We start from the raw sequence: 24470 nt of genomic DNA, 5'->3' as shown, positions 1-24470 counted from the left end.
GGCGACGCCCGCCCTCGAGGTCCAGAACCCGGTCGGGGACATCGTCGCGCGGACGGCTTCGCCAGGATCCGACACGGCGTCCGACGCCGCTGCGCCGGCGACGACGAGCGCGGTGGGCGACGGCCATCCGTCGGGCGGCTCGAGGGCGACGGCCAAGCCCTCGACCAACCCGATCGCGGGCGAGGCCCCGATGATCGGCATCCCGAACTCGCGAGCCAGAACGTGGACCATCTCGTGGGCGAACGAGCGCGGCAACTGGTCGGCCAGCATGTGGATCTGGGGCGTGCGCAGCCAGACCGGAACGACGCTGGTCGTCCTCGACCCGATTAACCGCGCCTTCGTGTCGGCGTCCGGGTAGAGATAGACGTCGACCGTGTCGTCGGGCACGACCTCGAGGTCGGAGGCCAAGGTCTCGAAGCGGAACAGCACCTCGTCGGCGAGCGCGACGCGCTGGGCGGGCGTCGTTTCGGGATCGAGGTGCACGACGACGCGGCCGAGGTCGACGCGCGCGGACAGCACGTCCTCGAGGCCGCTTTGCGTCTGGGTGATCCCGAGGGGCTGGGACGCGAGGTAGCTGAGGGCCAGGCCGGCGATCGCCACGACGCCGACCAGCTTGGGAGCTTGGGCACGACTCCGTCTCCACGCGAAAGAGCTCAGCAGGGCGACCGCCCACAACAGCGTCTGCGCTTTGGCAGCGAACAGGCCCGGGCGCACGGCGAGCTCTTCGTCGTAGATCGGCCCCAGGACGCCGCCGAAGACGTGACTGTAGGTGAACAGCTGCGGGTGGAACCGGAGGTCGAGCAGCACTCCGCCAACGGCGACCGCCAGGACGATGCCGACGGCGGCGACTCGAGGCCGCGGCCACCCTGCCGTCACCGCTCCGACCGACAGGCCGAACAGCACGCTCGGCGGCACCATCGTCGCAAAGAGCACCAGGCCCAGTCCATATCCGCAGTTGGGCCGCCACGCCAGCGTAGCCGTTAGCATCGCCAGAGGCACAGCCAACGCACCGAGCTGGATGCGCGCCACCCTCGAGGTCGGGAGCTCTTGGAGCGCGCGGCCCGTAGTGAGAGCGGCGAGCACGCACCCGACGCCGGCGACCACGGCGCTCGACTCGGCGTGGAGAAGCCCGAAGACGGGCACCGGCCATAGAGCCAGGCCTAGAAGCGCGTAGACAGCCGCTAGACGGCGCCACAGCGTTCTGGCAGCACCATCGCCCATCGTGTCCTTAGAGGATCCCGAACGCCATCCCGATGCTCAGCGCCTGTCGAAACTGGGCGTCGGGGCTCACGTCGGCGTCGTAGAGGACGGCTCCGTCGAGCGACACGTTCAAGACATCGTTGACTTTGAGGAGCAACACGTTCTCGAACAGAACGTCCGGCGCGTCGCTCGCGACCTGGTTGAACGCCTGGAAGGACGAGAGCCTCGACCGGAGCACCACGTTCTCCATCAGCTCCTGCTCGAGGGCGAGTTCGACGTCGAGGCCGGCCTCGACGCGCAGGGCTTGATCGGGGTCGTTGCCGTAGAGCGGGCGCAAGCGCTCGATCCGCACGAAGGTCTCCTTTACTCCGAGCCCCGCCCGACCGACGAACCCTCCACCCGGCCGGTACGCGAGGCCAACGCTCTGACTCATGACGAGAGGCGCGAGCGCGTCGGAGACTTTCAGCTCTTGGCCCGACACGACCTCGAGGGTCGGATACTCGTCCGCGGTCGGGCTGTAGTCGAAGCCGGCCGCGAACTGCGTACGGAACGACGCCGCCACGGCAGGCCGGAGAGGCCCGCCGGTTCGCTCAGCCGTCACGTCGTAGCGAGCGATGTCGAGGGCCTTGCGGATGTCGAGCGTGTCCTGCCGAAGCGCGCCCAGCGCAAGGCGGAGGGTCTGGGTGGTCAAGACGCGACCGATCACGCGGTCGAACGATCCGTCCAGCGACGACGTGACCGCGAGTGCGTCGACGCCCCCCTCCTGCCAGTTCGAGAACGACGACTGGTTGCCGTTGACCGCCAAGACAAGGTCCGACCTCCACCCGTCCTCGGCCGCCAGAGTGTCCGGTTCCTGTGCCAAAGCGCCGGACGCCCATGATAGAGCGAGGGCGAGGATGACGATGCGCATAGTGGGTCGATATAGAGAGGGGCCGCGCCACAACCGTGACGCGGCCCCCGGAATCCAGAAGAGAGCGTACTACGCGTTCTTCTTGTCCTGGACGTCGGTGCGGATCTCTTGCGCGAGCGTCTTCAGCTCCTGCATGCCCTTGCGGACGCGCGTTCCGGCAGCCTTGTTGCCTTTGTCGTAGAACTTGCTGAAGTCGTCCTCGAGGGATGCGACGTGCTCCTGGAGCTTGCTAAACATGTCAGCCATAGTAAGGGGGAGGGTTGGGGGGAGGAGTGGGCGAGGCTGGCAAAATCGGCCAATGGAGCTCGCCAGAGCCACCAACATAGCCCCACGGTTAGCAAACTGTCAAACAGAATCCGCCCGTACGGCTCATAAACGCGGATTGGCCTCAGCCCTCGAAGCTGCAAAGCTCTGCGAATGAGCCGCTTGGCGAGGACCGAAGCAAACTCCGCGGCCCGCCGACAACCTTGCGATTCGGGCGCCGAAGTCGCCTGACAGCGTCTAGATCCGGGAACGCGCGCCCTTCAGCCTCGAGGTCGCCGGTCTCCAACGCCCGCTTCGACAACGCGACCACCTCGAGGCCGAGAGCTTCCCCTAGAGCACCCGCCGCGGTCGCTGCATCGACCTCGAGGACGTCACCGGCGACCTCGACGAGCGAGGCCAGCACGACCGTCACACCCTGACCGAGCGCCGTCGACACCCAGCCCGTCTTGCCGACCTCGAGGTCGTCCCCTCGTTGTTTCAGCAGCCCTCGATCGCCGCCCGTGACCCGAATCGTGGCGACGCCCGCCTCGTTGAGCTCGTGGTGCAACTCGCGATTGAGCTCTCGCGTGGCGCGCTCAACGGCGTCGCGCCCCTCGAGGTCGTCGGTGACCCAGATCCCCTCCTTCGAAGTCGGCATACGGCCCAACGACTCGAGGGCGCGCTCTCCACGCTCCCCGCTCCCATGGACGAGCAGCACGCCGTCCGACCGTGTGGCGAGGTCGCGGGCGAGGCCCGGAGCAAAAAGGGGGTCTCCGAGGAAGTAGGGGTCGAGGTAGACGACGTGCATGATCAGCGGTGTGGGCGGGGGCGGCCTACGGCCTCGAGGGTGGCTCGGTCCCCGAGCCTCACCCTTGGAGACGCCGGATGCGCGGCTCTTTCACTCGTTCCAGAAAACACTGGTCACTCAAGCTGATTCAAGGGTACCCGTCACTCTGACGCTTCCACCACTGCGCGACTGCGCTCTCTTCATGACATTCTTCAAGACCCTTCTTCTCGTCGCCCTGACGGTCCCCGTCCTCACCGCCTGCGACTCCGACGACGTCACGGACGAGACCATCACCGACCTCGTCGTCGCCGAGGCGGACCTGTCCACGCTCGAGCTCGCGGTCATCGAGGCCGGCCTCGATGGCGCCCTGGCCGGCTCGGGCACGTTCACCGTCTTCGCGCCGACAGACGCCGCGTTCCAGTCCTTGCTCGCGACCCTGGGCGCCACGCCCGAGGAGCTGCTCGCCCGTGATGACCTGGACGACATCCTGAACCTCCACGTCGTGCCCGGCGAGATCCGGTCCGGCGACCTCGAGGACGGCGCCGAGGTGACCACTCGCAACGGTGAGACCTTGACAGTCGTCTCGGTCGGCTCCGGCTTCGGTCTCGACACCGAGGACGACGACGACCTCCCGAACGCCATCATCCGCACGGCGGACATCCTGGCCTCGAACGGCGTCGTCCACAAGATCGACGGCGTCCTGCTCCCGGCCGGCAACTAAGCGGTCCACCGCCTAGCTGATCAGAGCGGGGCTCTCCTTCGGGAGGGTCCCGTTTTTTGTTTAGCGGCGCCCCCGCAACCACCAGTCGCCCTCGAGGACGGAAGCCGCTGGTGCATGCTGCGGCGGTCTTCGAAGTCGCACGCCGCCTCCGCGGTGCGCTCGACCTCGGGGTCGCAGACGGCCAGCCTCTTCTCTCCTGCCCGCTTCTCGCAGGCCAGCGCACTGGCCCGCCGATCTCGAGGCGAGACCGCACGCCCTCGAGGGCGTCAACTTCTCCACAGCCCTTGCCGATCCGCCCTCGAGGCCGCGACCTTGCGAGCCGTTCCCCCGACGCCTGCTGATGTCCGAGTTCTGCCACCTCCATTGCCACACGCAGTACTCGCTGCTGGACGGGGCGGCCCGGATCGACAAGCTGATCGGGCGGGCGGCGGAGCTGGAGCATCCGGCCGTTGCAATAACGGATCACGGGAATCTGTACGGCGTCCCCGAGTTCTACACCAAGGCCAAGCGCGCCGGCGTCGAGCCCATCGTCGGCTGCGAGTTCTACGTCACGGCGTCCGGCATGGACGACAAGACCGACCGCGTCCGCTACCACCAGGTCCTGCTCGCCAAGAACCTCGAGGGCTACAAAAACCTCATCCGGCTCTCGTCGCTGAGCTACACCGACGGCTACTACTACAAGCCCCGGATCGACCGCGACACGTTGCGCAAGTACAGCGGCGGGCTCATCGCGACGACGTGCTGTTTGCAGGGCGAGGTCTTGCAGACCATTCTGAAGAAAGGTGAGGACGAGGCGCGCGCCGTCTTCGAGGACTACCTCGACATCTTCGGTGAGGACTACTACATCGAGGTCCAGGACCACGCCATCCCCGACCAGCGGACCTGCAACGCGGTCCTGATGCGGTGGGCACGGGAGTACGACGTCAAGGCCATCGCCTCGAACGACGTCCACTACGTCCACCAGCTCGACGCCGAGGCCCAGGACGTCTTGTTGTGCTTGCAGACCGGCAAGGACCTCCACGACCCGAACCGGATGCGGTTCGAGAACGACCAGTTCTACCTCAAGACTGCCGACGAGATGCGGCTCGCGTTTGGCTCGTCCGTCCGCGAGGGCGTCTTCGAGAACGAGGCCGCCGTCGACGCCGCGCTCGCCGCCTCCCTCGAGGTCGCGGACAAGTGCAAGCTGGAGTTGGAGATGGGCAAGCTCCTGATGCCCCACTTCCCGATCCCGGCCCAGTTCAACGAGGACGCCGGCGCCTACCTCCGGCACCTGACGTACGAGGGCGCCCGGACGCGCTGGCCCGAGATCTCGGAGACCATCCGCGAGAGGCTCGACCTCGAGCTAGGCGTCATCGGGAGCATGGGCTTCGACGGCTACTTCCTGATCACCCAGGACTTTACGACGGCAGCCCGCAAGTTGGGCGTGTCTGTGGGTCCGGGACGAGGATCGGCGGCGGGCTCGGCGGTCGCCTACTGCCTCGGCATCACCAACATCGACCCGCTCGAGTACGACCTGCTCTTCGAGCGCTTCCTGAACCCCGAGCGCGTGTCGATGCCGGACATCGACATCGACTTCGACGACCGGGGGCGTGGCAAAGTCATCGACTACGTGGTCGAGAAGTACGGTCGCGAGTCGGTCTGCCAGATCGTGACGTTCGGGACGATGGGCTCGAAGTCGGTCATCCGCGACGTGTCCCGCGTGTTGGGCGTGCCGCTCGACGAGGCCGACCGGATCGCCAAGATGATCCCGGACGGGGTCAAGGTCTCCCTCGAAGACGCCAAGGGCCAGGTCAAGGAGTTCTCAGATCTCTACAGCCACTCCGACGGCAACATCAGGAAGCTGATGCACTACGCGACCGTCCTCGAGGGCTCGGCGCGGCACACGGGCGTCCACGCGGCCGGCGTCATCATCGCGCCCGGCGACGTGAGCCAGTACGTCCCGGTCTCGATCCAGCGCGGCAAGGGCGGCGCCTCGGACGCGGTCGTGACGCAGTACGACGGCAAGTACATCGAGGACTTCGGGCTCCTCAAAATGGACTTCTTGGGACTCAAGACGCTCACCATCCTGGACGACGCCCTCGCGCTCATCAAAGAAACGCAGGGCGTCGAGATCGACCTCGATGCGTTGCCGCTCGACGATGAGGCGACGTACAAGCTGTTCCAGAAGGGCGACACGATCTCGGTCTTCCAGTTCGAGTCCTCGGGTATGCGCGAGTGGATGCGCAAGCTCAAGCCGACCTCGATCGACGACCTGATCGCGATGAACGCGCTTTACCGGCCCGGCCCGATGGACCTGATCCCGAGCTACATCGACCGGAAGCACGGCAAGGAAGCCGTCGACTACCCGCACCCGATGCTCGAGGGCATCCTGGCGCCGACGTACGGCATCCCGGTGTACCAGGAGCAGGTCATGCAGATGGCCCAGGTCATGGGCGGCTACACGCTGGGTGGCGCCGACCTCCTGCGCCGGGCGATGGGCAAGAAGAAGCAGTCCGAGATGGACAAGCAGCGCGTGACGTTCGTCGAGGGCGCGGCCGAGAAGGGCGTGTCCGAAGCGAAGGCGAACGAGGTCTTCGACATGATGGCGAAGTTCGCGGGCTACGGGTTCAACAAGTCCCACTCGGCGGCCTACTCCGTGGTCGCGTACCACACGGCGTACCTCAAGGCGCACTACCCGGCCGAGTTCATGGCGGCCGTGCTCACGACCGAGATGGCGTCGAGCGACAAGCTCGCCACCGCCCTCGAGTCGACGCGCGCGACGGGCATCGAGATCCTGGCGCCGTGCGTGAACCGCTCCGACGCGCACTTCACGGTCGAGTACGGGAAGATCCGGTTCGGGCTGGGCGCCATCAAGGGCGTGGGCTTGGGGGCCATCGAAGAGATCGTCCGTGCTCGCGAGGAGGCCGGCGGCGCGTTCGACGACCTGTTCGCGCTCGCCCGCGACCTCGACCTGCGGACGGTCGGCAAGAAGACGTTGGAGGCGATGGCCGAGGCGGGCGCCCTCGATGCGTTCGACGGGCACCGGCGCCAGTTCTCGGACGGCGTGCCCCTGGCGTGGAACTACGCGCAGAAGTATCAGGCCGACAAGGCAGCGGGTCAGTCGTCGCTGTTCGGCGCGGCCGACACGGTCGGCTCGAGCTTCGTGCCGGCCCTCCCCCACTGCGAGCCGTGGACCAAGGGCGAGACGCTGCGCAAGGAGCGCGACCTGATGGGGTTCTACGTCTCGGGCCACCCGCTCGACGACTTCGCGGCGGAGGTCCGAACGTTCGGCTCGGTCCAGCTCGGCAACTCGGAGCACATCCCGCACGAGAGCGACCAGACGGCCATCGGCATCGTGACGGAGGTGACGCGGCGGACGACCAAGTCGGGCCGGCCGATCGCGTTCGTCACCATCGAGGACACGACGGGCGCGGCCGAGGTCGTCTTGTTCGCCCAAACCCTAGAGCGCTGCGGCCACCTCATCGAGGTCGACTCCGTGATGATGGTCAAGGGCAAGGCCGAGACCTCGAGGGGCGACCTCAAGCTGGTCGCGAAGGACATCCTGCCGATGTGGCGTGTGCGCGAGCAGTTGGTCAAGGCGCTGACGCTCAAGATCGACGCGGACACGTCGAGCCCGGACGACATCGAGGCCGTGGCGTCGCTGTGCAAGGAGCACCCCGGCGCGTGCAAAATCTACTTCGAGGTCTCGAGCCACCGGTTCCAGCGCCCGATGCGGCTTCACGCGCGGACGGCCGTCGTGGACCTGACGCCGGAGTTGATGAAGGGGCTGGACCGGGTGCTGGGACAAGGACGCGTCGTCCTCGAGTCGGAGGCCTAGCTAGATCAGAGCGACAACTGGGTCTAACGTCCTCGAGGTCGGGCGCCTCTGCATCGAAGTTCAGCCTCGAGGGCGCAACCTCGTAGCCTCGGTTCGTCCTCGAGGTCAGACCGCTTCGTGAGAGTGGGGTCACTGGTGCGGCCTCGAGGTCGGGCCGATGCGGAGATTCGCGCGCGGCCGAACTCGTCCTCGAGGACGGAGTGGGATCGGCTCCACCACCCGACCTCGATGCGCCTCGCCCCAATCTTGTCCGTCCTCCTCCTCGTCGGCTGCGGCGAGTCCGCGAAGCTCGCCGTCGAGGACGGGACCGGTCGCTCGCCTGTCATCCCCGAGCCGACCTCGACGCTGATCCCGACCGTCAACATCGCGGAGGCCCAGGGCTGGCCTCGAGGACGGCAACCCGTCGCGGCGCCCGGCCACACCGTCAACTGGTTCGCCGCTGGGCTCGACCACCCGCGCTGGCTCCACGTCTTGCCCAACGGCGACGTCTTGGTTGCCGAGACCAACGCGCCGCCGGAGGCCGGGACCAAGGGGCTCATCGGCCGCATCCGCGCCTACTTCTTCGCCAAGGCCGGGGCCGGCGTCCCTAGCGCCGACCGGATCACCTTGCTTCGTGACGCGGACCTCGACGGCCGCGCCGAGATTCAGACCCCGTTCTTGACCAACCTCGCCTCCCCGTTCGGGATGGCTCTCACCGAGGACGACCTCTACGTCGCCAACAGCGGCTCCGTCGTCCGGTTCGACTACCCCGAAAACGCGACCTCGATCACGACTGCACCGGACACCATTGCCATCTTGCCCACCGGGACGTACAACCAGCACTGGACGCGTAACCTGATCGCCAGCGACGACGGCCGGACGCTCTACGTCGCCGTCGGCTCTGCGAGCAACGTCGGCGAGCACGGCCTGGACGAAGAGGTCGGCCGCGCGGCGATCTGGGCCATCGACCTCGAGGACGGCTCGACCTCGATGTACGCGACCGGCCTCCGCAACCCGGTCGGCATGGCGTGGGAGCCGACGACCGGCGCGTTGTGGACGGCGGTCAACGAGCGCGATGAACTGGGCAGCGACCTGGTCCCGGACTACATGACGTCCGTTCTCGAGGGCGGCTTCTACGGGTGGCCGTACAGCTACTTCGGCGACACCGTCGACACGCGCGTCGAGCCGCGGCCGGACCTGGTCAGCCAGGCCATCGTGCCGGACTATGCGCTCGGCCCGCACACCGCGTCGCTCGGCCTCGAGTGGGTCCCCGCTGGACGGTTCGGGACCGAGGCCGGCATGGTCGTCGGGCAACACGGGTCGTGGAATCGGAAACCCAAGAGCGGCTACAAGGTCGTGTTCGTCCCCTTCGAGGACGGGATGCCGGTGGGTCTCCCCCGCGACATCCTGACCGGCTTCTTGTCGGACGACGAAGAGGACGCCTACGGTCGCCCGGTCGGCGTCGCCACGGCCGCGGACGGGACGCTGTTGGTCGCGGACGATGTCGGGAACGTGGTCTGGCGCGTCGCGCCTCTCGCCGAGTAGCCGACCTCGAGGACGGCGCCCCTCCGCCCCACGGCGCTAGCTTGCTCAAAACCCGACCCGACGCCATGCGCCCCCTCGTTCTCGCCGCCGCGCTGCTCGCCGCCCCAGCGTTCGCTCAGACCCAGCTCGCCACACCACGCGCGAGCCCCTACGCCGAGGTCTCCCAGACCGTCGGCCTGACCGACCTCGAGGTCGCGTACCACCGGCCCGCCGTCAACGGGCGCCGCGTCTGGGGTGACCTGGTCCCCTACGGCGAGGTCTGGCGCGCGGGCGCCAACGAGAACACGGTTTTTGAGACCTCGACCGACATCCTAATCGAAGGCCAGATGCTCCCCGGCGGCCGCTACGGCCTGCACATGATCCCCCGTGAGGACGAGTGGACCGTCATGTTCTCGACGACCTCGAGTGCGTGGGGCTCCTACTCCTACGACCCGTCCGAGGACGCCGTCCGCGTCGACGTCACGCCGCGCGCCTCTGCGTTGACCGAGCGGCTGAGCTACCACTTCGACGACCCGTCCGACACGTCCACGACGCTCGTCCTGGCGTGGGCCGACCTCGAGGTCCCGATCTCGATCACCGTCGACACGCCCAGGATCGTGCTCGCCAACATGGAGACCGAGTTGCGCGGCCTGGCCGGCTTTTTCTGGCAGGGCTGGGACCAGGCTGCCCGCTACGCCCTCGACAACGACGTCCGCTTGGAGGACGCGACGTCCTGGGCCGAGCGGTCCCGCGAGATCAGCCCGACGTTCGGCAACACGATGACCCTGGCGAACTTGCTCGAAGCGACCGGCGACTTCGATGGCGCGACCTCGATGCGGGACGAAGCGTTCACGCTCGCCTCCGAGGACGACGTCCGCGCCTACGCCCGAGAGCGCCGACGCGCCGGACAGCCCGATCAGGCCGACGCCGCGCTCGCCCGAATCGGCGACATTCCGTAGCGCACGCGGTGTGACACGCGGCTGACACCCGCCCGCGATATCCTGCCTCTGCACCCTCGCAGACGGCATGACCGCCTCGTACGCACCCCTCCTCTCCCGCAGCCTCGCCGCCTTCGAGGCCGATCCGACCTCGAGGTCGCGTGAGCATCTCGCGGGTTACTCGTTCCGGTTTGAGCCGGACGCGCCCCAGACGGCCGTCCCGCGCCCCATCGAGGGCGACGCCTGGACACTCGCCCAGACGCTCCAGGAGATCCGCGTCCGCGACCTCGAGGTCGTGCAGACGACGACGGGCTTGCGGGTCCGCCACGGCTGGCGGATGCCGGACGTGGTCCAGGCCGTTGTGCAGCACGAGAAGGCGATCTCGGCTTGGCTCCGGCTCGGATCGCCCGTTCCCGCCGCAGGCTGGGACGACGAGATGGCGCTGTGGGTGTCGTGGCTCGAAGGGTTCGAGCCGTCGGGCGGCATCGAGCTGCACCCCGGCGTCACGATCACCGACTGGTCCCGCTTCGTGTCGTCGGTCGTCGGGCGATACCAGGCCGGACCTGAGATCGCAGGCGTCGATTCGCTCCGTCGCGACCTCGAGGCTCTGTTTACGCGCCACGCCGTCACCGCGCCCGTCCCCGTCGCACCGATGCGGATTGCTCGGGCGGCGTGACCTCGAGGGCGGAGGGCGCTAGCTTGGGGCCGTCCCTTCTGCCCTCCAACATGTCTTCCCCGTCCACGCTCGACCTCTCGGCTCTCTCCGAGGACCTCCAGCTCTCCTTCTTCGGCGCCCTGTTCGCCATGTCCGCCGCTGACCGCGACATGGACGAGAGCGAGGACGACCGGATCTTCGAGTCGATGGACCTGGGCGGCCTGTCTGCCGAGGCCCGGAAAAAGATCTTCCGTCTTGCAATTCAGCCCCCGTCCCTCGAGCGTTCTCTCTTGACGTTCAAGGACCAGGACACGGAGGTCCGCCGAGCGCTAATGCTCAACCTGATCGACATCGTCCTGGCCGACGGCATCGTCGAGCCTGGTGAGCACGTCAAGCTCCACGAGGCCCGCGACATCTTGAACTTGGAGCGCGACGACGTCGCGACCCTCCATGACCTGGCGCACGCCTCCCAAGGCGCCAACGTCAAGCGACCGATCCGCCCGGAGCCCCTGACCGGCGCGTAGCTCGTCCTCGAGGACGAGACTAGTAGGGAGCGGGATCACGGGCCTCCGCGACCGGATGGGCCGGCTGGTCGGGGCCGTCCTCGATGGGGGCGTCGGGGTCGATCCCTTTGCCGACCTTTTCAGACCAGGCCTGTGTAAACTCGGCACCGACCAGGACGATTAGCGACGAGTAGTAGACCCAGATTAGAATGAGCGCCAGCGATCCGGCCGCTCCAAACGCGGACCCTGGGCTCGCGTGGGCGAGGTAGACCCCGATCAAGCTTTTGCCGATCGTAAAGAGGATTCCCGTCACCACGGCTCCGACGGCGACATCCTTCCACGAGATCTCAGCGTCGGGGAGGTACTTAAACAGGACCGCGAACAGCGCCGAGATCACGCCGAGGCTGACGAAGAAGTTGACCACTTGCATCGCGAAGCCAGCGACCCCATCCCCCGCGACCGAGCTCGCCGCAGAACCGAGCTCGCTAAGCACGGCCGTGATCGCGAGCGAGACCAAGAGCATGAACGCGATCGTGAGCACCATCCCGAACGAGAGCACACGCTTAAAGATGACGGCTTTGATTCCGCCGCCCTCCGTGGCTTCTTCGACCTCCCAGGCACGGTTTAGCGCCTTCTGCAACTGAGCGAACGCGCCCGTCGCGCCAAACAACAAGGCAGCGATGCCGACGATGGTGCTCCACACCCCGCCGCCGATCGAGCGAGCCGACTGGATCATCGTCTCGACCTCCGCCGCCGCGCTCGGACCGACCGCGGACCCGACCTGGTTCGAGACGATCTCCGCCACCCGCTCCGGCCCCAATACGACACCCGCGATGGCCACGATGGTCGCCAAGAGCGGCGGGAGCGAGAAAACGGTGTAGTACGCGATCGCTGCCGAGAGCGTCGGCACGTCGTCGTTGCCGATCTCGCTGATGGTTTTAGAGACGACCGATTTGACGTCCGAGAATCCGACAGACATGGTTTACCAAGAGGGGGATTGAAGGAACGCCCTCGAGGGCGTTCCGTTCACACTTCTCCCTTTCACAGCACCGTGCCCACCCCTACTCTCGACGACGACGGCACGACGGTGACCCTCGACCTGCACGGCGCCACGGTCGACGACGCCCTCCGGTTGACCGACGCCGCGATCGTCGAAGCCGCTCGGCACGGGAGGACCACGATCCGCGTCATCCACGGCGCCTCGACCACCGACGCCGGCGCGCACCGGACCATCAAGACTGCTCTCCTGGACGCCCTCGAGGACGGCGAGTACGACCGCCACGTCACGACAGACGTCCGCATGGAGGGGATGATGATCTTGGGCCTGGCTCCCGCTCCGTCGCCCGCTCGCGACCGGATGCGCCTGTCTGACCTGCGATGACCCGACCTCGAATCGGCATCACGACGTCCCTCAACCGGACCGTCCGCGGCGACCTCGAGCAGCGCCTCGACCACCGCTACGTCTCGGCCGTCGAGCGCGCCGGGGGGCTGCCGCTCATCGCACCGATGGTGACGAGCGACGACGCGGCCCGTGCCCTCGTCGACTTGTTCGACGGACTCGTGGTGACGGGTGGCCCCGCCGTCGTGGACGGCTTGGTGGGAGAGCTCCCTAGCGACATCGACGAGACCGAGCCGCTGCGACTAGCGTCGGACAACCGGTTGCTACGCGCTTTCCTCGACGCCCGGCGCCCGACCCTCGGCATCTGCTACGGGATGCAGCTCGCCAACGCTATCAAGGGCGGCACGCTCTACGCCGACGTCGAACGCGATCGTGGGGTCGAGGTCCACAGCCGGGGGCGCGGCGGCACCACGCACCCCGCGTCCGTCCTCGAGGGCTCGCGCTTGGCCGCCGTCGTAGGCCGAACCGACCTCGAGGTCAACACGCGCCACGTCCAGGCCATCGCGGAGCCCGGCGACGGCCTCGAGGTCGGCGCCCGAGCGCCCGACGGCGTGATCGAGGCCATCGAGACGAGGGACGGGACGTTTATCGGCGTCCAGTTCCACCCCGAGGCGATGTCGCCTCCCCTGGACGAGGTGTTTCGCGACCTGATCAACCGCGCCCGTGAGACTGCGAAGAAGGAGGACGGGAGGAACTGACCGGCGAACGGATCGGTTTTTGTACTCCCAACGAGTGTGTTGCGTTGGGTCTCCCCCTCTATTTGGCTCTCATGTCTAGTCCGTCTGATCTCCCCCCGTTCCGCCCGCTTCCCGACCACGTCGACCAGGAGACGGACGCTCTCGGAGCTCCGATCAGCCCGGAGGACGACACGTCGCCTGAGGCCGCCGAAGGCCGGCGCTCGCTCCGCGAGGCGTCCCGCGTGCCCCTCGCGATCCTAGGCGGCTTGGTCGCCGCTGGCATCTTCGTCTTCGCGATCCGTGGCGACGAGATTCAGGCCGCGTCTCCGACGACGCCCGCGCCCGCCGAGGCCGAGGCGGCTCCCATCGTCCCCCTCAACCCGGACGACCCGTACACGTTTGCCGGCCTCGACATCCACCCGGACCGACTCTACGGCCAGTATTTCGCTGGGGCCTTCTCGGGGCGAGCACCTGCCGCTGACGCGGAGGGCTTCCTGAGCGACTTTTTGTGGAGGCTCGAGATGTACCGGAACGCCTACGGCGTCGACGACAACTTCACGATCCGCGTCCTCGATGACCGGACCGGCGAGACGCTCGAGATCCAGCAGATTCGCAGCGCGCGCGACGCCTTCAACGGGTCGGGTCAAGCGGACTGGGACGCCGTCAACCGCCAGCGCCGAACGGTGACGAGCGGGCTCCGTCAGAAGTGGCAGGACTACGGCATCCCGCGCGAGAACATCGTGATTCGCTGGGGCTACAAGGACCAGACGTTGGAGGCTCGGGCTCGCGACCAGCGCTACATCACCTACGAGGTCAACCTGGCGCGGCGCTTGGGTCTGAGCGTCCTGGCGACCGAGATCGGCACCGTCGAGACGTTCAACCAGGACAAGCTCATCTCGTCCGCCGGCGCTCGGAGCCGGTACCAGATGATGCCAGACATCCTGAGGATGTTCGACGTCGAGCAGTACTCGATCCCCGTCGCGAGCGGGGGCAGCATCGAGGTCAAGGAGGAGCACCATCCGCTGCTGTCCGTCGAGCCCTACTTGATGCTCGTCCGCGCCTACGCCAACGCCGTCGGCCACGAGCTTCCCGGCATCTCGGCCTACCACACCGGGCCGGGCAACATCTTCAAGCTGTACCGCGAGTACCTGCGCGCCAACCCCGGCCTGGCTCGCGACGACAAGCACGTCTCCGACGCCTACATGTGGGGCGTCACCGACGGCTTCGAACAGGTCGACGCCGTGTCGTCGTTCGGCCCGCACTCGAGGGCGTACGTCTTGAAGGCCTACGGCTCGCTCCGTGCGACCGAGGACGAGCGCATCGACCCCGGCCAGACGATCAACGCCGAGCGCGTCCAGCTCCGACCCGGCGCGTCGGCGACGCTGTCTCAGATCTTGACCGCCCTCGAGCCGCACGGCCGGCGGCTTGACTGGGGTCCCATCGAGGGCGCGACGCTGTACGAGAAGTTCCGAGACCTCAACCCCCAGATCGCTCTCCCGGCCTCGAACGGTGACGTTCCAGCGTCGGGCAACCTGCGCCTGACCGCGACGGCCGGCGACATCCCGATCCGGTTCTTCCTGCCCGCCGGCGCTAGCGCCGTCTTGGAGCGCGTCGGCCTCGACGTGATCGGCGTCAACGAGCCGTTCAACGAGCGGACGTTCCTGCTCGACGAGAGCGAGCGGACCCAGACCGACCGCGACTACGAGCGGCTGGTGAGCGAGACCGGCGACTTCGGCTTTACGCGGTCGGCGCAGCGCCGGATGGACCGGATCCACGACCAGCTTCAAACGCTGGCGTCGCAGAACCCGGACTCGCGCTACCGCCAAACGCAGGCCAAGGTAGCCCGCATCCACCGCTCGATCTGGCGGACGGCCTCGTTCCGATCGCTCGTCGCGACGACCGAGACGCTCCTGTCCGTTGACCCGCGCGTGAACATCGGCCGCCAGCCCATCACGGACGCGAGCGCCGACGCGCCCTCGAGGACGGCCCCGGCACGGCAGCGCGACACGATCGACGCGCTCGAGCCCAAGCCGCCGACGATCGAAGACACGATCCAGTACTAGGACAGTTCTCGTCCTCGAGATCGGCCCTTCCGGTTCGCTGGGAGGGCCGATTTTGCGGTGTGGCGTCTGTGCGAGAACCGCGCCCTCGAGGTCGCGGGCGAGCGCCATGTGGGTATCATTGTCGGGTAAGCGCTTACACCCTTTCGCCCGATTATGAGCACCTACTCTGGCCGTTCCGACGCCCCCGCGCCTCGCCCGTTCGCGCAGGTCCCCGACGACCGGTTTACCCTTTTGGGCGACGCCGTCTCGGCCGACGTAGTCGGGTCGACGGTGGTGATCGACGCGGGCGGTCCTCGGTTGGCGATCTCGTTCTTGGCCGGCGACGTCGCCCGAGTTCGACTCGCGCCGACGGGCGACTTCGAGGACGCCGGCCACGGAGCCGGACCCGACGACACGCCGTTCTCCTACGCGCTGGCTCCCGAGCAGACCCTGACCGGTATCGAAATCGCCCTCGAGGACGAAGGCATCGCGTGGTCCGTCGCGACGCCCTCAATGACGGTGCGCGTTCAGAAGTCGCCGTGCCGCGTCTCGTTCGAGCGGCCGGACGGGACACCGATTCTCCAGGACACGGCGGGCGCAGGGTTCGCAGAGATTGACGGCAAGACCGTGACGCGGTGCTGGAAGGCTTGCCCCCAGGACACGCGCTTCTTTGGGTTGGGCGACAAGACGTTCGAGCTCGACCGGGCGGGCCGAAAGCTGACGTTTTGGAACTCGGACACCTACGCTTACGAGCCGGAGCAGGACCCGATTTACAAATCTATCCCGGTCACGCTGACGCTCTCGCCGAGCAGCTCGGGCTGGACGGGCGCAGGGCTGTTCTTGGACAACACCTACCGGTCCGAGATGGACCTCGACGCGGGTGACGACTGGTGGTTCGGCAGCTCCGACGGCGAGCTCCGATACTACGTCTTTGCGCCTCAGGGCGCCGCCGATCTCAAGACGCCCCTCAAGCGCTTCTGCGACCTGACCGGCCACAAGCCGATCCCCGCACGGTGGTCGCTCGGCTACCACCAGAGCCGCTGGAACTACCACGACGACGGCTACGCCCGCTGGATCGCCCACGAGTTCCGCCGCCGCGACCTGCCGCTCGAGTGCATCCACCTCGACATCGGCCACATGGAAGGCTTCCGGGTGTTCACGTTCAACGAGGACACGTTCCCGGACCCTGAGTCTCTCCATCGCGACCTCGAGGAGCTCGGCGTCAAATCGGTCGTGATCGTAGACCCCGGCGTCAAGGTCGACGCGGACTACTTCGCCTACGACGAGGGCAAGCGGAACCGGATGTTCTGCGAGAACCCTGACGGCTCGGACTTTACGGACACCGTCTGGCCCGGCGACGTCCACTGGCCGGACTTCTCGAAGCCCCGCGCTCGACGGTGGTGGGGCGAGCTGCACGGCCGCTACCTCGAGGCCGGCGTGACGGGCTTTTGGAACGACATGAACGAGCCGGCCATCCTGGGCGGCCGCGACTTCCCGGACGACGTCGTGTTCGCCTATGACGACCGCGGCACCGGCCCGACGGACCACCTCGAGGCGCACAACGTCTACGGCCTGCTCATGGCGCAGTCGACGTACAACGGACTCCGCACGCTGCGCGAGAACGAGCGCCCGTTTCTACTGACGCGCGCCTGCTTTGCCGGCTCCCAGCGCTACGCCGCAGCCTGGACCGGCGACAACGTGTCGACGTGGGAGCACTTGCTGCTATCTATCCGCATCTGCCAGTCGCTCTCCCTCAGCGGACTCGCGTTCTGCGGACCGGACATTGGCGGGTTTGCTGGGCAGCCCTCGCCGGAGCTCTACGCGCGTTGGATGCAGGCAGGATTGCTGTACCCGTTTATGCGGACGCACTACTCGCACGAGGAGTCCGAAGAGCAGGAGCCATGGAGCTTCGGGGACGAGGTCGAGGACGTCTGCCGCCGCTACCTCAAGCTCCGCTACCGTCTGATGCCGACGATCTACTCGGCGTTCGAGGCCTGCACGCGGACGGCCGAGCCGCCGATGAAGGCGCTCGCGCTCGAGCACCCCGACGACCCACGCACGCACCACAGCTGCGACGATCAGGTCTACCTCGGCTCCAACCTGATGGCCTGCCCCGTCACGACCGACGGTGCGCGTGAGCGCGACGTCGTCTTCCCGGACGTGCCCGGCGGCTGGACCGACATCTGGTCAGGCGCTCACATCGCCGGCGGGACCGAGCACACGGTCCCCGCTCCGCTCGACACCATGCCGATGTACGGCCGAGCCGGGGGCGTCGTCGCCCTCGACCCGCCGCGCCTGCACACCGAGGACGGTGAGCCCGGCACATTGACGCTGTGGGCGTTCCCCGGCAGCGGCACCTCGTCGTTCTACTTCGACGACGGGATCAGCTACGACTTCGAGTCCGGCGACTTTTTCCGGCTGCACGTCGACCTCGAGGGCGCGTCCGCGACGGTCCGCCGCGAAGGCGAGCGCGGGCTGAAGGGCTACAGCGTCCTCGAGTGGCGCTTCCCGACCTCGAGCCTGGGCGACGCCCGGACCGCCGTCGTGGACGGTCAGGAGATCGGTCTTGGGGACGCCCTCGAGGACGAGACCTCGGTGGCCATCGAGGACGAGTGGCTCGTCGTCCGCACCCGGACCGACGTCGACCGCGTCGAGGTCCGGTAACGCCCGTCCTCGAGGACGCGACCTCGAGGACGTCTATCGCTATTGATGCCGCGGCCTCGGCCTCGGTCTGTCCCCCGTTTCAATGCAAGCTCCTACCGCCGCCCTCGAGGTCGCACACGGCCGGATCGATCTCGACCTCGAGGTCGGGCAGCTCCGGCTCGACGTTCTCTCCGACGCCGTCGTGCGAGTTCGTTTCGCTCCCGCTGGCGTCGACATGCCGACGTTCCAGTCCTACGCCCTCGATCCCAAGACCGAGTGGCACGGGCCGACGACGTGGCGCGTCAACGACGAGGACCAGGCCATCGTGTTCGAGACGGCGGCGCTGCGCGTGCGCCTCGAGGCAGTCGACGGCTCGATGACGGTCTCGGACCTGGCTTCCGCCGCGGTGCTCCTCGACACGGACGGCATGTGGACGACGGGGACCGGCCACACAGTCAACCTCCACCCCGACGACCGGCTCCTCGGTCTGGGGGACAAAGCGCTGTCGCTCGACCGGCGCGGGCACCGCCTGGAGATGTGGAACACGGACGCCTTCAAGTACAAGCGCGGCACGGACCCGCTCTACAAGTCGGTCCCGTTCGTGCTCAAACAGCGGGCCGACGCGCACGTCGGGCTGTTCTACGACAACACGTGGCGGACGAGCTTCGACATCGGTGTCGCCGACGCGTCGCGGATGTTCTACCACGCCGAGAGCGGCGCCCTCGACCTCTACGTGATCGCGGCGCCGACGCCCATCGAGGTCGTGGAGGCCTTCTCCGAGATCACCGGCAAGACGCCGATGCTCCCGAAGTGGGCGCTCGGCTACCACCAGTGCCGCTACTCGTACATGAACGAGGGCGAGATCCGCGAGGTGGCCGCCGGCTTCCGCGACCGCAACATCCCTTGCGACGCCCTTTACTTCGACATCCACTACATGCGCGGCTACCGCGTGTTCACGTGGGACCACCACCGCTTCCCCGACCCAGCGGGGCTCATGTCCGACCTCGAGGACGACGGCTTCCGCTCGGTCGTGATCGTGGACCCCGGCGTCAAGGCCGACGACCCGGAGTACGACGTCTACAACGACGGCCTCGAGCGGGACGCGTACGTCCGCTACCCCGACGGCGCCGAGGTCCGGGGTGAGGTGTGGCCCGGCGAGTGCGCGTTCCCAGACTTTACCTCTCCCGCCGTTCGCGACTGGTGGGGCGGCCTGCACAGGCAGCTCCTCGAGGACGGCGTCGATGGGATCTGGAACGACATGAACGAGCCGGCGCTGTTCAGCGTCGCCCACGTCGAGGGCTCGATGGGCGCCGAGGAAGCGGTCGGCACGATCCCGGACGAGGCACGGCACGACCTCGAGGGCCGGGGCGGCACGCACGGCGAGGCGCACAACGTCTACGGCCAGCAGATGCAGCGGTCGACGCACGAAGGGCTGCTGCAGCTCGCTCCCGAGCGTCGACCGTTCACGATCACGCGAGCGGCCTACGCGGGCGCCCAGCGGTTCGGGGTCGGCTGGACCGGCGACAACTCGGCGACGTGGGACCACCTCAAGCTCGCCGTCGAGACGTGCCTGTCGCTCGGGACATCCGGGATGCCGTTCGTCGGCGCCGACGTGGGCGGGTTCGTCGGCCAGCCGACGGGTGAGCTGCTGGCTCGCTGGACGCAGGTCGGCGCGCTGACGCCGCTGTTCCGCAACCACTCGGCCGTCGACACGCCTCGTCAGGAGCCGTGGTTGTTCGGCGACGAGGTCGAGGAGGTGTGCCGCAAGGCCATCGAGCTTCGGTACCGGCTGCTCCCGGTGTTCTACACCGCGCTCTGGCGGGCCGCGACGCATGGAACGCCGATGCTCCGAGCGCTCCCGCTCGTCCACCCCGACGACTCGACGATCCGCCACACCGACCCGCTCGGCTTCTACGTCGGCGCCGACCTGCTGGCGCATCCCGTCGTGGCCCAAGGGCAGACGCAGCGCGAGATCTACCTCCCCGACAACGACGGCGGCTGGTTCGACTTCGTGAGCGGCGAGCACTACCAGGGCCGCCAGACGATCTGGACCCAGACCCCACTCGGCCGGATCCCGCTCTACGCCCGCGCCGGATCCGTCGTCCCGCTCGCGCCCGTCCGCCAGCACACCGGCGAGCCCGTCGACCGCTTGGAGCTCCACGTCTACCCGTCCTCGAGGGGCACGTCCCAGCTCTACGACGACGCTGGCGACGGCCACGGCGACTCCTGGACCGCGCGGTTCGACCTCGAGGACGACGGCAACGACCTGACTGTCCAGACCGTCCTCGAGGGCGACTACACGCCGGAGTGGAGCGGCTGGGACATCGTCGTCCACGGCCTCGAGGACGCGCCTTCCGGCGTCACCGCCGACGGCCTCGAGGTCGAGGCGAGGTGGGACGGGCGCGTGGCCCGGTTCGCAGCGCCCGTCGGGGCGAGCCTGAGCGTCCGCCGGTAGCGTACAGGTGCCAAGCGCGGATCGTTACCATGGTTAGGATCAGTCCCACCGGAATCATGCCGCGCCTCTTCGTCCTCGCTGCTCTCGTCGCTCTGGCCGGGTGTGGCAGCTCTGCGGGAGACCCCGTCGGGCAGCGCGTGCCGCCGTACGCCCTCGAGGACGGCGAGGTCACGGACATTCCGGCGCCGCTCGACTCGACCGCGTTCAACTTCTTGATCGTCGGCGACTGGGGCCGCAATGGGTTTTTCAACCAGTCGGACGTCGCCCGAGCAATGGGAGACGTCGGAGAGGAGATCGCGAGCCGGTTCACGATCTCGACCGGCGACAACTTCTACGTCCAGGGCGTGCGAAGCGTCGAGGACGTCAAGTGGGTCCGCTCGTTCGAGGCGATCTACACGGCGCCCTCTCTTCAGAGCCGGTGGTATTCCACGTTGGGCAACCACGACTGGCAGGGCGACGTGCCGTCGCAGATCGAGTACTCAGACCTCAGCGACCGGTGGTACATGCCGGCGCAGTACTACGCCGAGACCCTAACGCTCGACGACGGCACGGAGGTCTTGTTCGCCTTTATCGACACGACACCCCTCGCCTCGGAGCCGGAAAAGCGGGCACGCTTCAGCGACACCGGCAGCTGGGACATCGACGTTCAGCTGGAGTGGCTCGAGACCGTCCTCGAGGAATCGGACGCGCCGTGGAAGATCGTCGTCGGCCATCACCCGATCTACGTCGGTTCTGTCCGCTACTCGGATAACCCCCTCATGATCGAGCGACTGGTCCCGATGCTCGAGGAGCACGGCGTCCAGGTGTACTTCAACGGACACGACCACAACCTCCAACACCACCGGCCGGAGGGATCGGTCGTCGACTACTTCACGTCGGGTGCTGGCTCGCTCACACGAGAGGTCGCCGAGACACCGAACACGTTGTTCGCGCTCCGCACGCCCGGATTCATGGCCGTCTCGATGTCCGCCACGACGATGGAGGTTCAAGGCTTTACCGACGAGGCCCAGCTGGTGTACCGCGCGGTCGTGCCGCTTCGCCGCGGCGCACGGCTCGATCTCCCGTTTGGTCTGGGTGAGTAGCCCGGCCTCGAGGCCGGACGGCGGTTTCAATCCCTGGCACGTCCTCGAGGACGCTCGCCCGAACGCCGAGACGCACGACGTGAGCGCACACGTCTGACCATCGTGTCGTACGCCTGCTGGCTGAGCCAGCGCTCCCCGTCGGTGTAGGCCGGCCTCACGTAGTACGTCCCCGCACGGTGGATGGGCGTGCCGAACGCTAGACAGATCGCACCCTCAGGAGGCGCGTCCGGCGTCCGGCTCTTCCGCCAGCGGACACGCTTCCAATCGGCCTCCGCCAGAGCCCCCCAGTATTCGTCAGTGCGATCAGGGCGGACCGACGACACTAGCTGCGGGCGCGACGTGCCACGGCGGCCGGACCGTCAACGTCGTCCTCGAGGTCGCCGAGCGCATCGGCCAGCACCGCCGCGTCGAGCCGAGACGGTCCGACCTCGAGGTCAGACTCGTCCGTGACGATGGCCTCCAAGGTCTCGAGGCGACGAATGAGCGGCGAGGTCGCGTCCTCGACGGCCTCCGCCACGATCGCCTCCAGGTCACTCCGGCGGAGCTCCGTGGCCGAACTCGAACGGTTCGCGCTTCTGATCTTGACGATGCCCTGAATGACGATCCAAGGCATCACCACGAACAGGGCGACGACAGATGTAAACGCGATCAGTGCTTCGAAGAATCCCATGGACCTAGGCGGTGGGTGCCATCAGACTACGTCGGGCCACCGGCCGGGTTACGGTCGAAACAGGAACATGCTTTCGTAGAGCCCGACGCTCCCCCGGTCCACGACCAGCTTCTGGTGCTCCGGGCGAGTGTCTCGACTCGTCAGCATGTCGAGCGCGCCTTCGCCGCCGTTCTGGACGTCGTCCGTGAAGCGGACCTCGAGGTAGTGACTCAGTTCGAGAGCCGTCACGGCACCGTTCGAGTCCTCGTCCGCCTCCCGCTCGGTCACGGCGTCCGCGAAGAAGCGGGACAGATATCCACCGGCCTCGAACTTGACGGCGACCGCCGACACGATATCCTCCTCGGACGAGAACAGCCCCATCCGGCCCGGCCGGCTCACGACGTCCTTGGCGAAACCGCCCGCGAAGCACGCGTCGATCACGACCAGCTGCCTCGAGGACGGCAACGTCGACATCAGCTCGTCGAGCTCGTTGTCCAGCATCTCGACGTCGTACAGCTCGATCGACTCGTCGATGCCGTCGGGGTCCGCGCGCTCGTACGCGTCACGCCTGTACTGGCCCCCATGACCCGAGAAGAAGAACACGAACAGGGTCCGGTCGTCGGCCTCGAGGGCGAGGTTCTCGAAAGCGCCCTTCACGTTGTCGGCCGTCGCTTCTGAGTCGGTCAGCAGGATGCCATCCTCGGGGCTCATCCCGGCGGAGATCATGGCGTCCCGGGCGATCTCGGCGTCCTCGGCCGTCCACCGGAGCCCGCTCATCCGCGCATAGTCGGAGATGCCGACGAACAGCCCGACAATGCGGTCGTAGGCTGGCGGCTCCGGCTGGAGCGCCTCCGTGCTCGTCAGGCGGATCTCGTAGTCGCCGACCTCGCCGGGCCGGTAGGTCGTCGCCGTAACGCGGTAGCGTCCCTCCTCGAGGGCGGTGAACTCGACGACGGACTTGTCCTGGCGGCCCTCGAAGTCGTCGTTGGCGACGGACTGCCCGTTGGGTCCCTGGACGATGAGGTAGGTGTCGAAGTCGCTCGACGTCATCTCGAGCTTGACGGGCTGACCGGCGTCGGCGTCGAAGGTGTGGACCTCCGTGAACTCACCGGACGAGAGCCGCTGGTCTCCCCCGTCCAGCGAACCGGTCGAGGTCTCTTCGAACCGCAAGCGCAAGCCACTCGCCGAGCGCGCGTTGGAGGCGGTCGGATTCGAGGGCGCTCCGAACCGCTCGGTCAGGTCGATGGTGAGATCGTACGGCCCCGTCTCCGCAGGGGCGTAGGACGTGACGTAGAGCGTGTACGTGCCGGCCTCGGTCAGGTCGAGGTCGAGGACCGAGTGCCCGGCGCGGCCGCCGCCGTCGTCGTCCTCGAAGGCCTCTCCCGACGGCGTTTGAAGCGCGACGTAGGTGTCGAACGTGTCGCTCGTCAGGTTGGCGCTGAGCCGCTGGCCCGGCACGGCCTCGAAGGTGTACAGATCGATAAACTCGCCCGACTCGATCTGCTCATCGCCGTCCTCGAGGACGCCGGACTCGGAGCGGACGCCCGAGGAGACCGACGCGACCTCGTCCCGGAGCTCGAGGCGGTAGCGCCCGGACTCCCCGGCATGGTACGACGTCACGAGCACGCGGTACGGCTCGCCGTCTCTCGTGTCGACGACCAGGAGCGACTGATCGACGGACCCCTGGTAATCGTCGTTCTCCGACGCCTGCCCGTCAGGCCCGAGGACGACGATGTAGGTGTCGAACGCGTCGGACCGGAGGTCGACCACGAGCGGGCCGCCGGTCCCGGTCACGGCGTACTCGTCGACGAACTCGCCCAGGTCGAGGGTCTCGTCGCCGTCCTCGAGGACGCCGGTCTCGACGCGACCCTGCACCGGAGTCGTGATCGGTGCCGCTCCCCCGTCTCCGACGTCGAGGGCGAGTTGGTAGCGTCCGGTCTCTCCCGGTCCGTAGCTGGTCGCTAGGACGATGTAGTCGCCGGACTGGTCTGCGACGACCTCGAGGCAGGAGCGGGAAAAGTCGCCCTCGGTGCAGTCGTCGTTCTGGCTGCCCTCACCGTCCGGGCCAATGATCACGAGGTACGTATCGAAGTCGGCAGACGTCATCGTCGCCGAAACACGCTGGCCGGCCTCGAGGGAGACCGTTTGAGAGTCGACGAACTCCCCCTCGGGGAGCGTCTCGTCGCCCGGCCCGAGCCGACCGGGCTCCTGACCGGCCGTTCCGCGAGGCGCGGGTGTCGTGGCGC

General features: G+C 67.7%; 18 protein-coding genes and 1 pseudogene. 12 read left to right on the top strand and 7 right to left on the bottom strand.

All coding sequences use genetic code 11. The annotated features are described in order from the left end of the window. From WBA11_RS15530 to WBA11_RS15515, 4 genes and pseudogenes are all read right to left on the bottom strand, one after another. Positions 1-1143, bottom strand: a pseudogene (locus WBA11_RS15530) (hypothetical protein); the annotation flags it as partial. 85 nt (positions 1144-1228) lie between these two features. Further along, a complete protein-coding gene (locus WBA11_RS15525) occupies positions 1229-2110 on the bottom strand; it encodes a DUF3078 domain-containing protein (protein ID WP_424521571.1) in 882 nt (293 codons plus the stop codon). A gap of 69 nt (positions 2111-2179) precedes the next feature. Beyond that, on the bottom strand, positions 2180-2356 hold the full coding sequence (locus WBA11_RS15520) for a histone H1 (protein WP_424521570.1): 177 nt from the start codon (positions 2354-2356) through the stop codon (positions 2180-2182). A 142-nt stretch (positions 2357-2498) separates the two neighbouring features. After that, entirely contained in the window at positions 2499-3161 is a 663-nt protein-coding gene (locus tag WBA11_RS15515; protein ID WP_424521569.1) for a hypothetical protein, read from the bottom strand. Positions 3162-3342: 181 nt separating this feature from the next. Between WBA11_RS15515 and WBA11_RS15510 the strand changes: the two genes are divergently transcribed. From WBA11_RS15510 to WBA11_RS15485, 6 genes are all read left to right on the top strand, one after another. Further along, positions 3343-3861 (top strand): fasciclin domain-containing protein, encoded by a 519-nt coding sequence (locus tag WBA11_RS15510; RefSeq protein ID WP_424521568.1) that lies wholly within the window; start codon positions 3343-3345, stop codon positions 3859-3861. Between the two features lie 340 nt (positions 3862-4201). Further along, positions 4202-7678, top strand: coding sequence for a DNA polymerase III subunit alpha (dnaE, locus tag WBA11_RS15505; RefSeq protein ID WP_424521567.1), 3477 nt, complete (start codon positions 4202-4204; stop codon positions 7676-7678). 228 nt (positions 7679-7906) lie between these two features. After that, a complete protein-coding gene (locus WBA11_RS15500; RefSeq protein ID WP_424521572.1) occupies positions 7907-9202 on the top strand; it encodes a PQQ-dependent sugar dehydrogenase in 1296 nt (431 codons plus the stop codon). A gap of 65 nt (positions 9203-9267) precedes the next feature. Then, complete coding sequence (locus WBA11_RS15495) at positions 9268-10140, top strand: DUF2911 domain-containing protein (RefSeq protein ID WP_424521566.1); 873 nt, start codon at positions 9268-9270, stop codon at positions 10138-10140. A 67-nt stretch (positions 10141-10207) separates the two neighbouring features. After that, positions 10208-10795: a hypothetical protein gene (locus WBA11_RS15490; RefSeq protein ID WP_424521565.1), complete on the top strand. Its 588-nt coding sequence runs from the start codon at positions 10208-10210 to the stop codon at positions 10793-10795. Positions 10796-10845: 50 nt separating this feature from the next. After that, positions 10846-11298 carry a TerB family tellurite resistance protein gene (locus WBA11_RS15485; protein WP_424521564.1) on the top strand — a complete coding sequence of 151 codons (453 nt, stop codon included), beginning with the start codon at positions 10846-10848 and terminating at the stop codon, positions 11296-11298. 19 nt (positions 11299-11317) lie between these two features. Here WBA11_RS15485 and WBA11_RS15480 read toward each other — a convergent pair whose 3' ends face one another. Beyond that, positions 11318-12256, bottom strand: a complete 939-nt coding sequence (locus tag WBA11_RS15480) for a YihY/virulence factor BrkB family protein (RefSeq protein WP_424521563.1) — start codon at positions 12254-12256, stop codon at positions 11318-11320. Between the two features lie 72 nt (positions 12257-12328). Between WBA11_RS15480 and WBA11_RS15475 the strand changes: the two genes are divergently transcribed. The 6 genes from WBA11_RS15475 to WBA11_RS15450 all read left to right on the top strand — a co-directional run bounded on the left by WBA11_RS15475 (position 12329) and on the right by WBA11_RS15450 (position 21575). Continuing rightward, a complete protein-coding gene (locus WBA11_RS15475; protein WP_424521562.1) occupies positions 12329-12658 on the top strand; it encodes a Smr/MutS family protein in 330 nt (109 codons plus the stop codon). Continuing rightward, complete coding sequence (locus WBA11_RS15470; protein ID WP_424521561.1) at positions 12655-13374, top strand: gamma-glutamyl-gamma-aminobutyrate hydrolase family protein; 720 nt, start codon at positions 12655-12657, stop codon at positions 13372-13374. The genes WBA11_RS15475 and WBA11_RS15470 overlap by 4 nt, the downstream gene beginning before the upstream one ends. Before the next feature lie 71 nt (positions 13375-13445). Further along, the gene (locus tag WBA11_RS15465) at positions 13446-15416 is read left to right on the top strand and encodes a hypothetical protein (protein WP_424521560.1); all 1971 of its coding nucleotides are present in this window, start codon (positions 13446-13448) and stop codon (positions 15414-15416) included. Positions 15417-15569: 153 nt separating this feature from the next. Continuing rightward, the gene (locus WBA11_RS15460; protein WP_424521559.1) at positions 15570-18059 is read left to right on the top strand and encodes a glycoside hydrolase family 31 protein; all 2490 of its coding nucleotides are present in this window, start codon (positions 15570-15572) and stop codon (positions 18057-18059) included. Positions 18060-18141: 82 nt separating this feature from the next. Next, a complete protein-coding gene (locus tag WBA11_RS15455; protein ID WP_424521558.1) occupies positions 18142-20493 on the top strand; it encodes a glycoside hydrolase family 31 protein in 2352 nt (783 codons plus the stop codon). Between the two features lie 56 nt (positions 20494-20549). Further along, positions 20550-21575: a purple acid phosphatase family protein gene (locus WBA11_RS15450; protein WP_424521557.1), complete on the top strand. Its 1026-nt coding sequence runs from the start codon at positions 20550-20552 to the stop codon at positions 21573-21575. A gap of 322 nt (positions 21576-21897) precedes the next feature. Here the strand turns inward: WBA11_RS15450 and WBA11_RS15445 are convergent, their stop codons facing one another. Both WBA11_RS15445 and WBA11_RS15440 read right to left on the bottom strand, forming a co-directional pair. Next, positions 21898-22245, bottom strand: coding sequence for a hypothetical protein (locus WBA11_RS15445; protein WP_424521556.1), 348 nt, complete (start codon positions 22243-22245; stop codon positions 21898-21900). A gap of 48 nt (positions 22246-22293) precedes the next feature. Continuing rightward, a partial coding sequence (locus WBA11_RS15440; protein ID WP_424521555.1) for a pre-peptidase C-terminal domain-containing protein occupies positions 22294-24470 on the bottom strand: 2177 nt, incomplete at its 5' end.

The sequence above is a fragment of the Rubrivirga sp. genome (assembly GCF_049648075.1).
Taxonomy (GTDB): domain Bacteria; phylum Bacteroidota; class Rhodothermia; order Rhodothermales; family Rubricoccaceae; genus Rubrivirga.
This window is presented reverse-complemented; position numbering and strand designations above follow the sequence as displayed.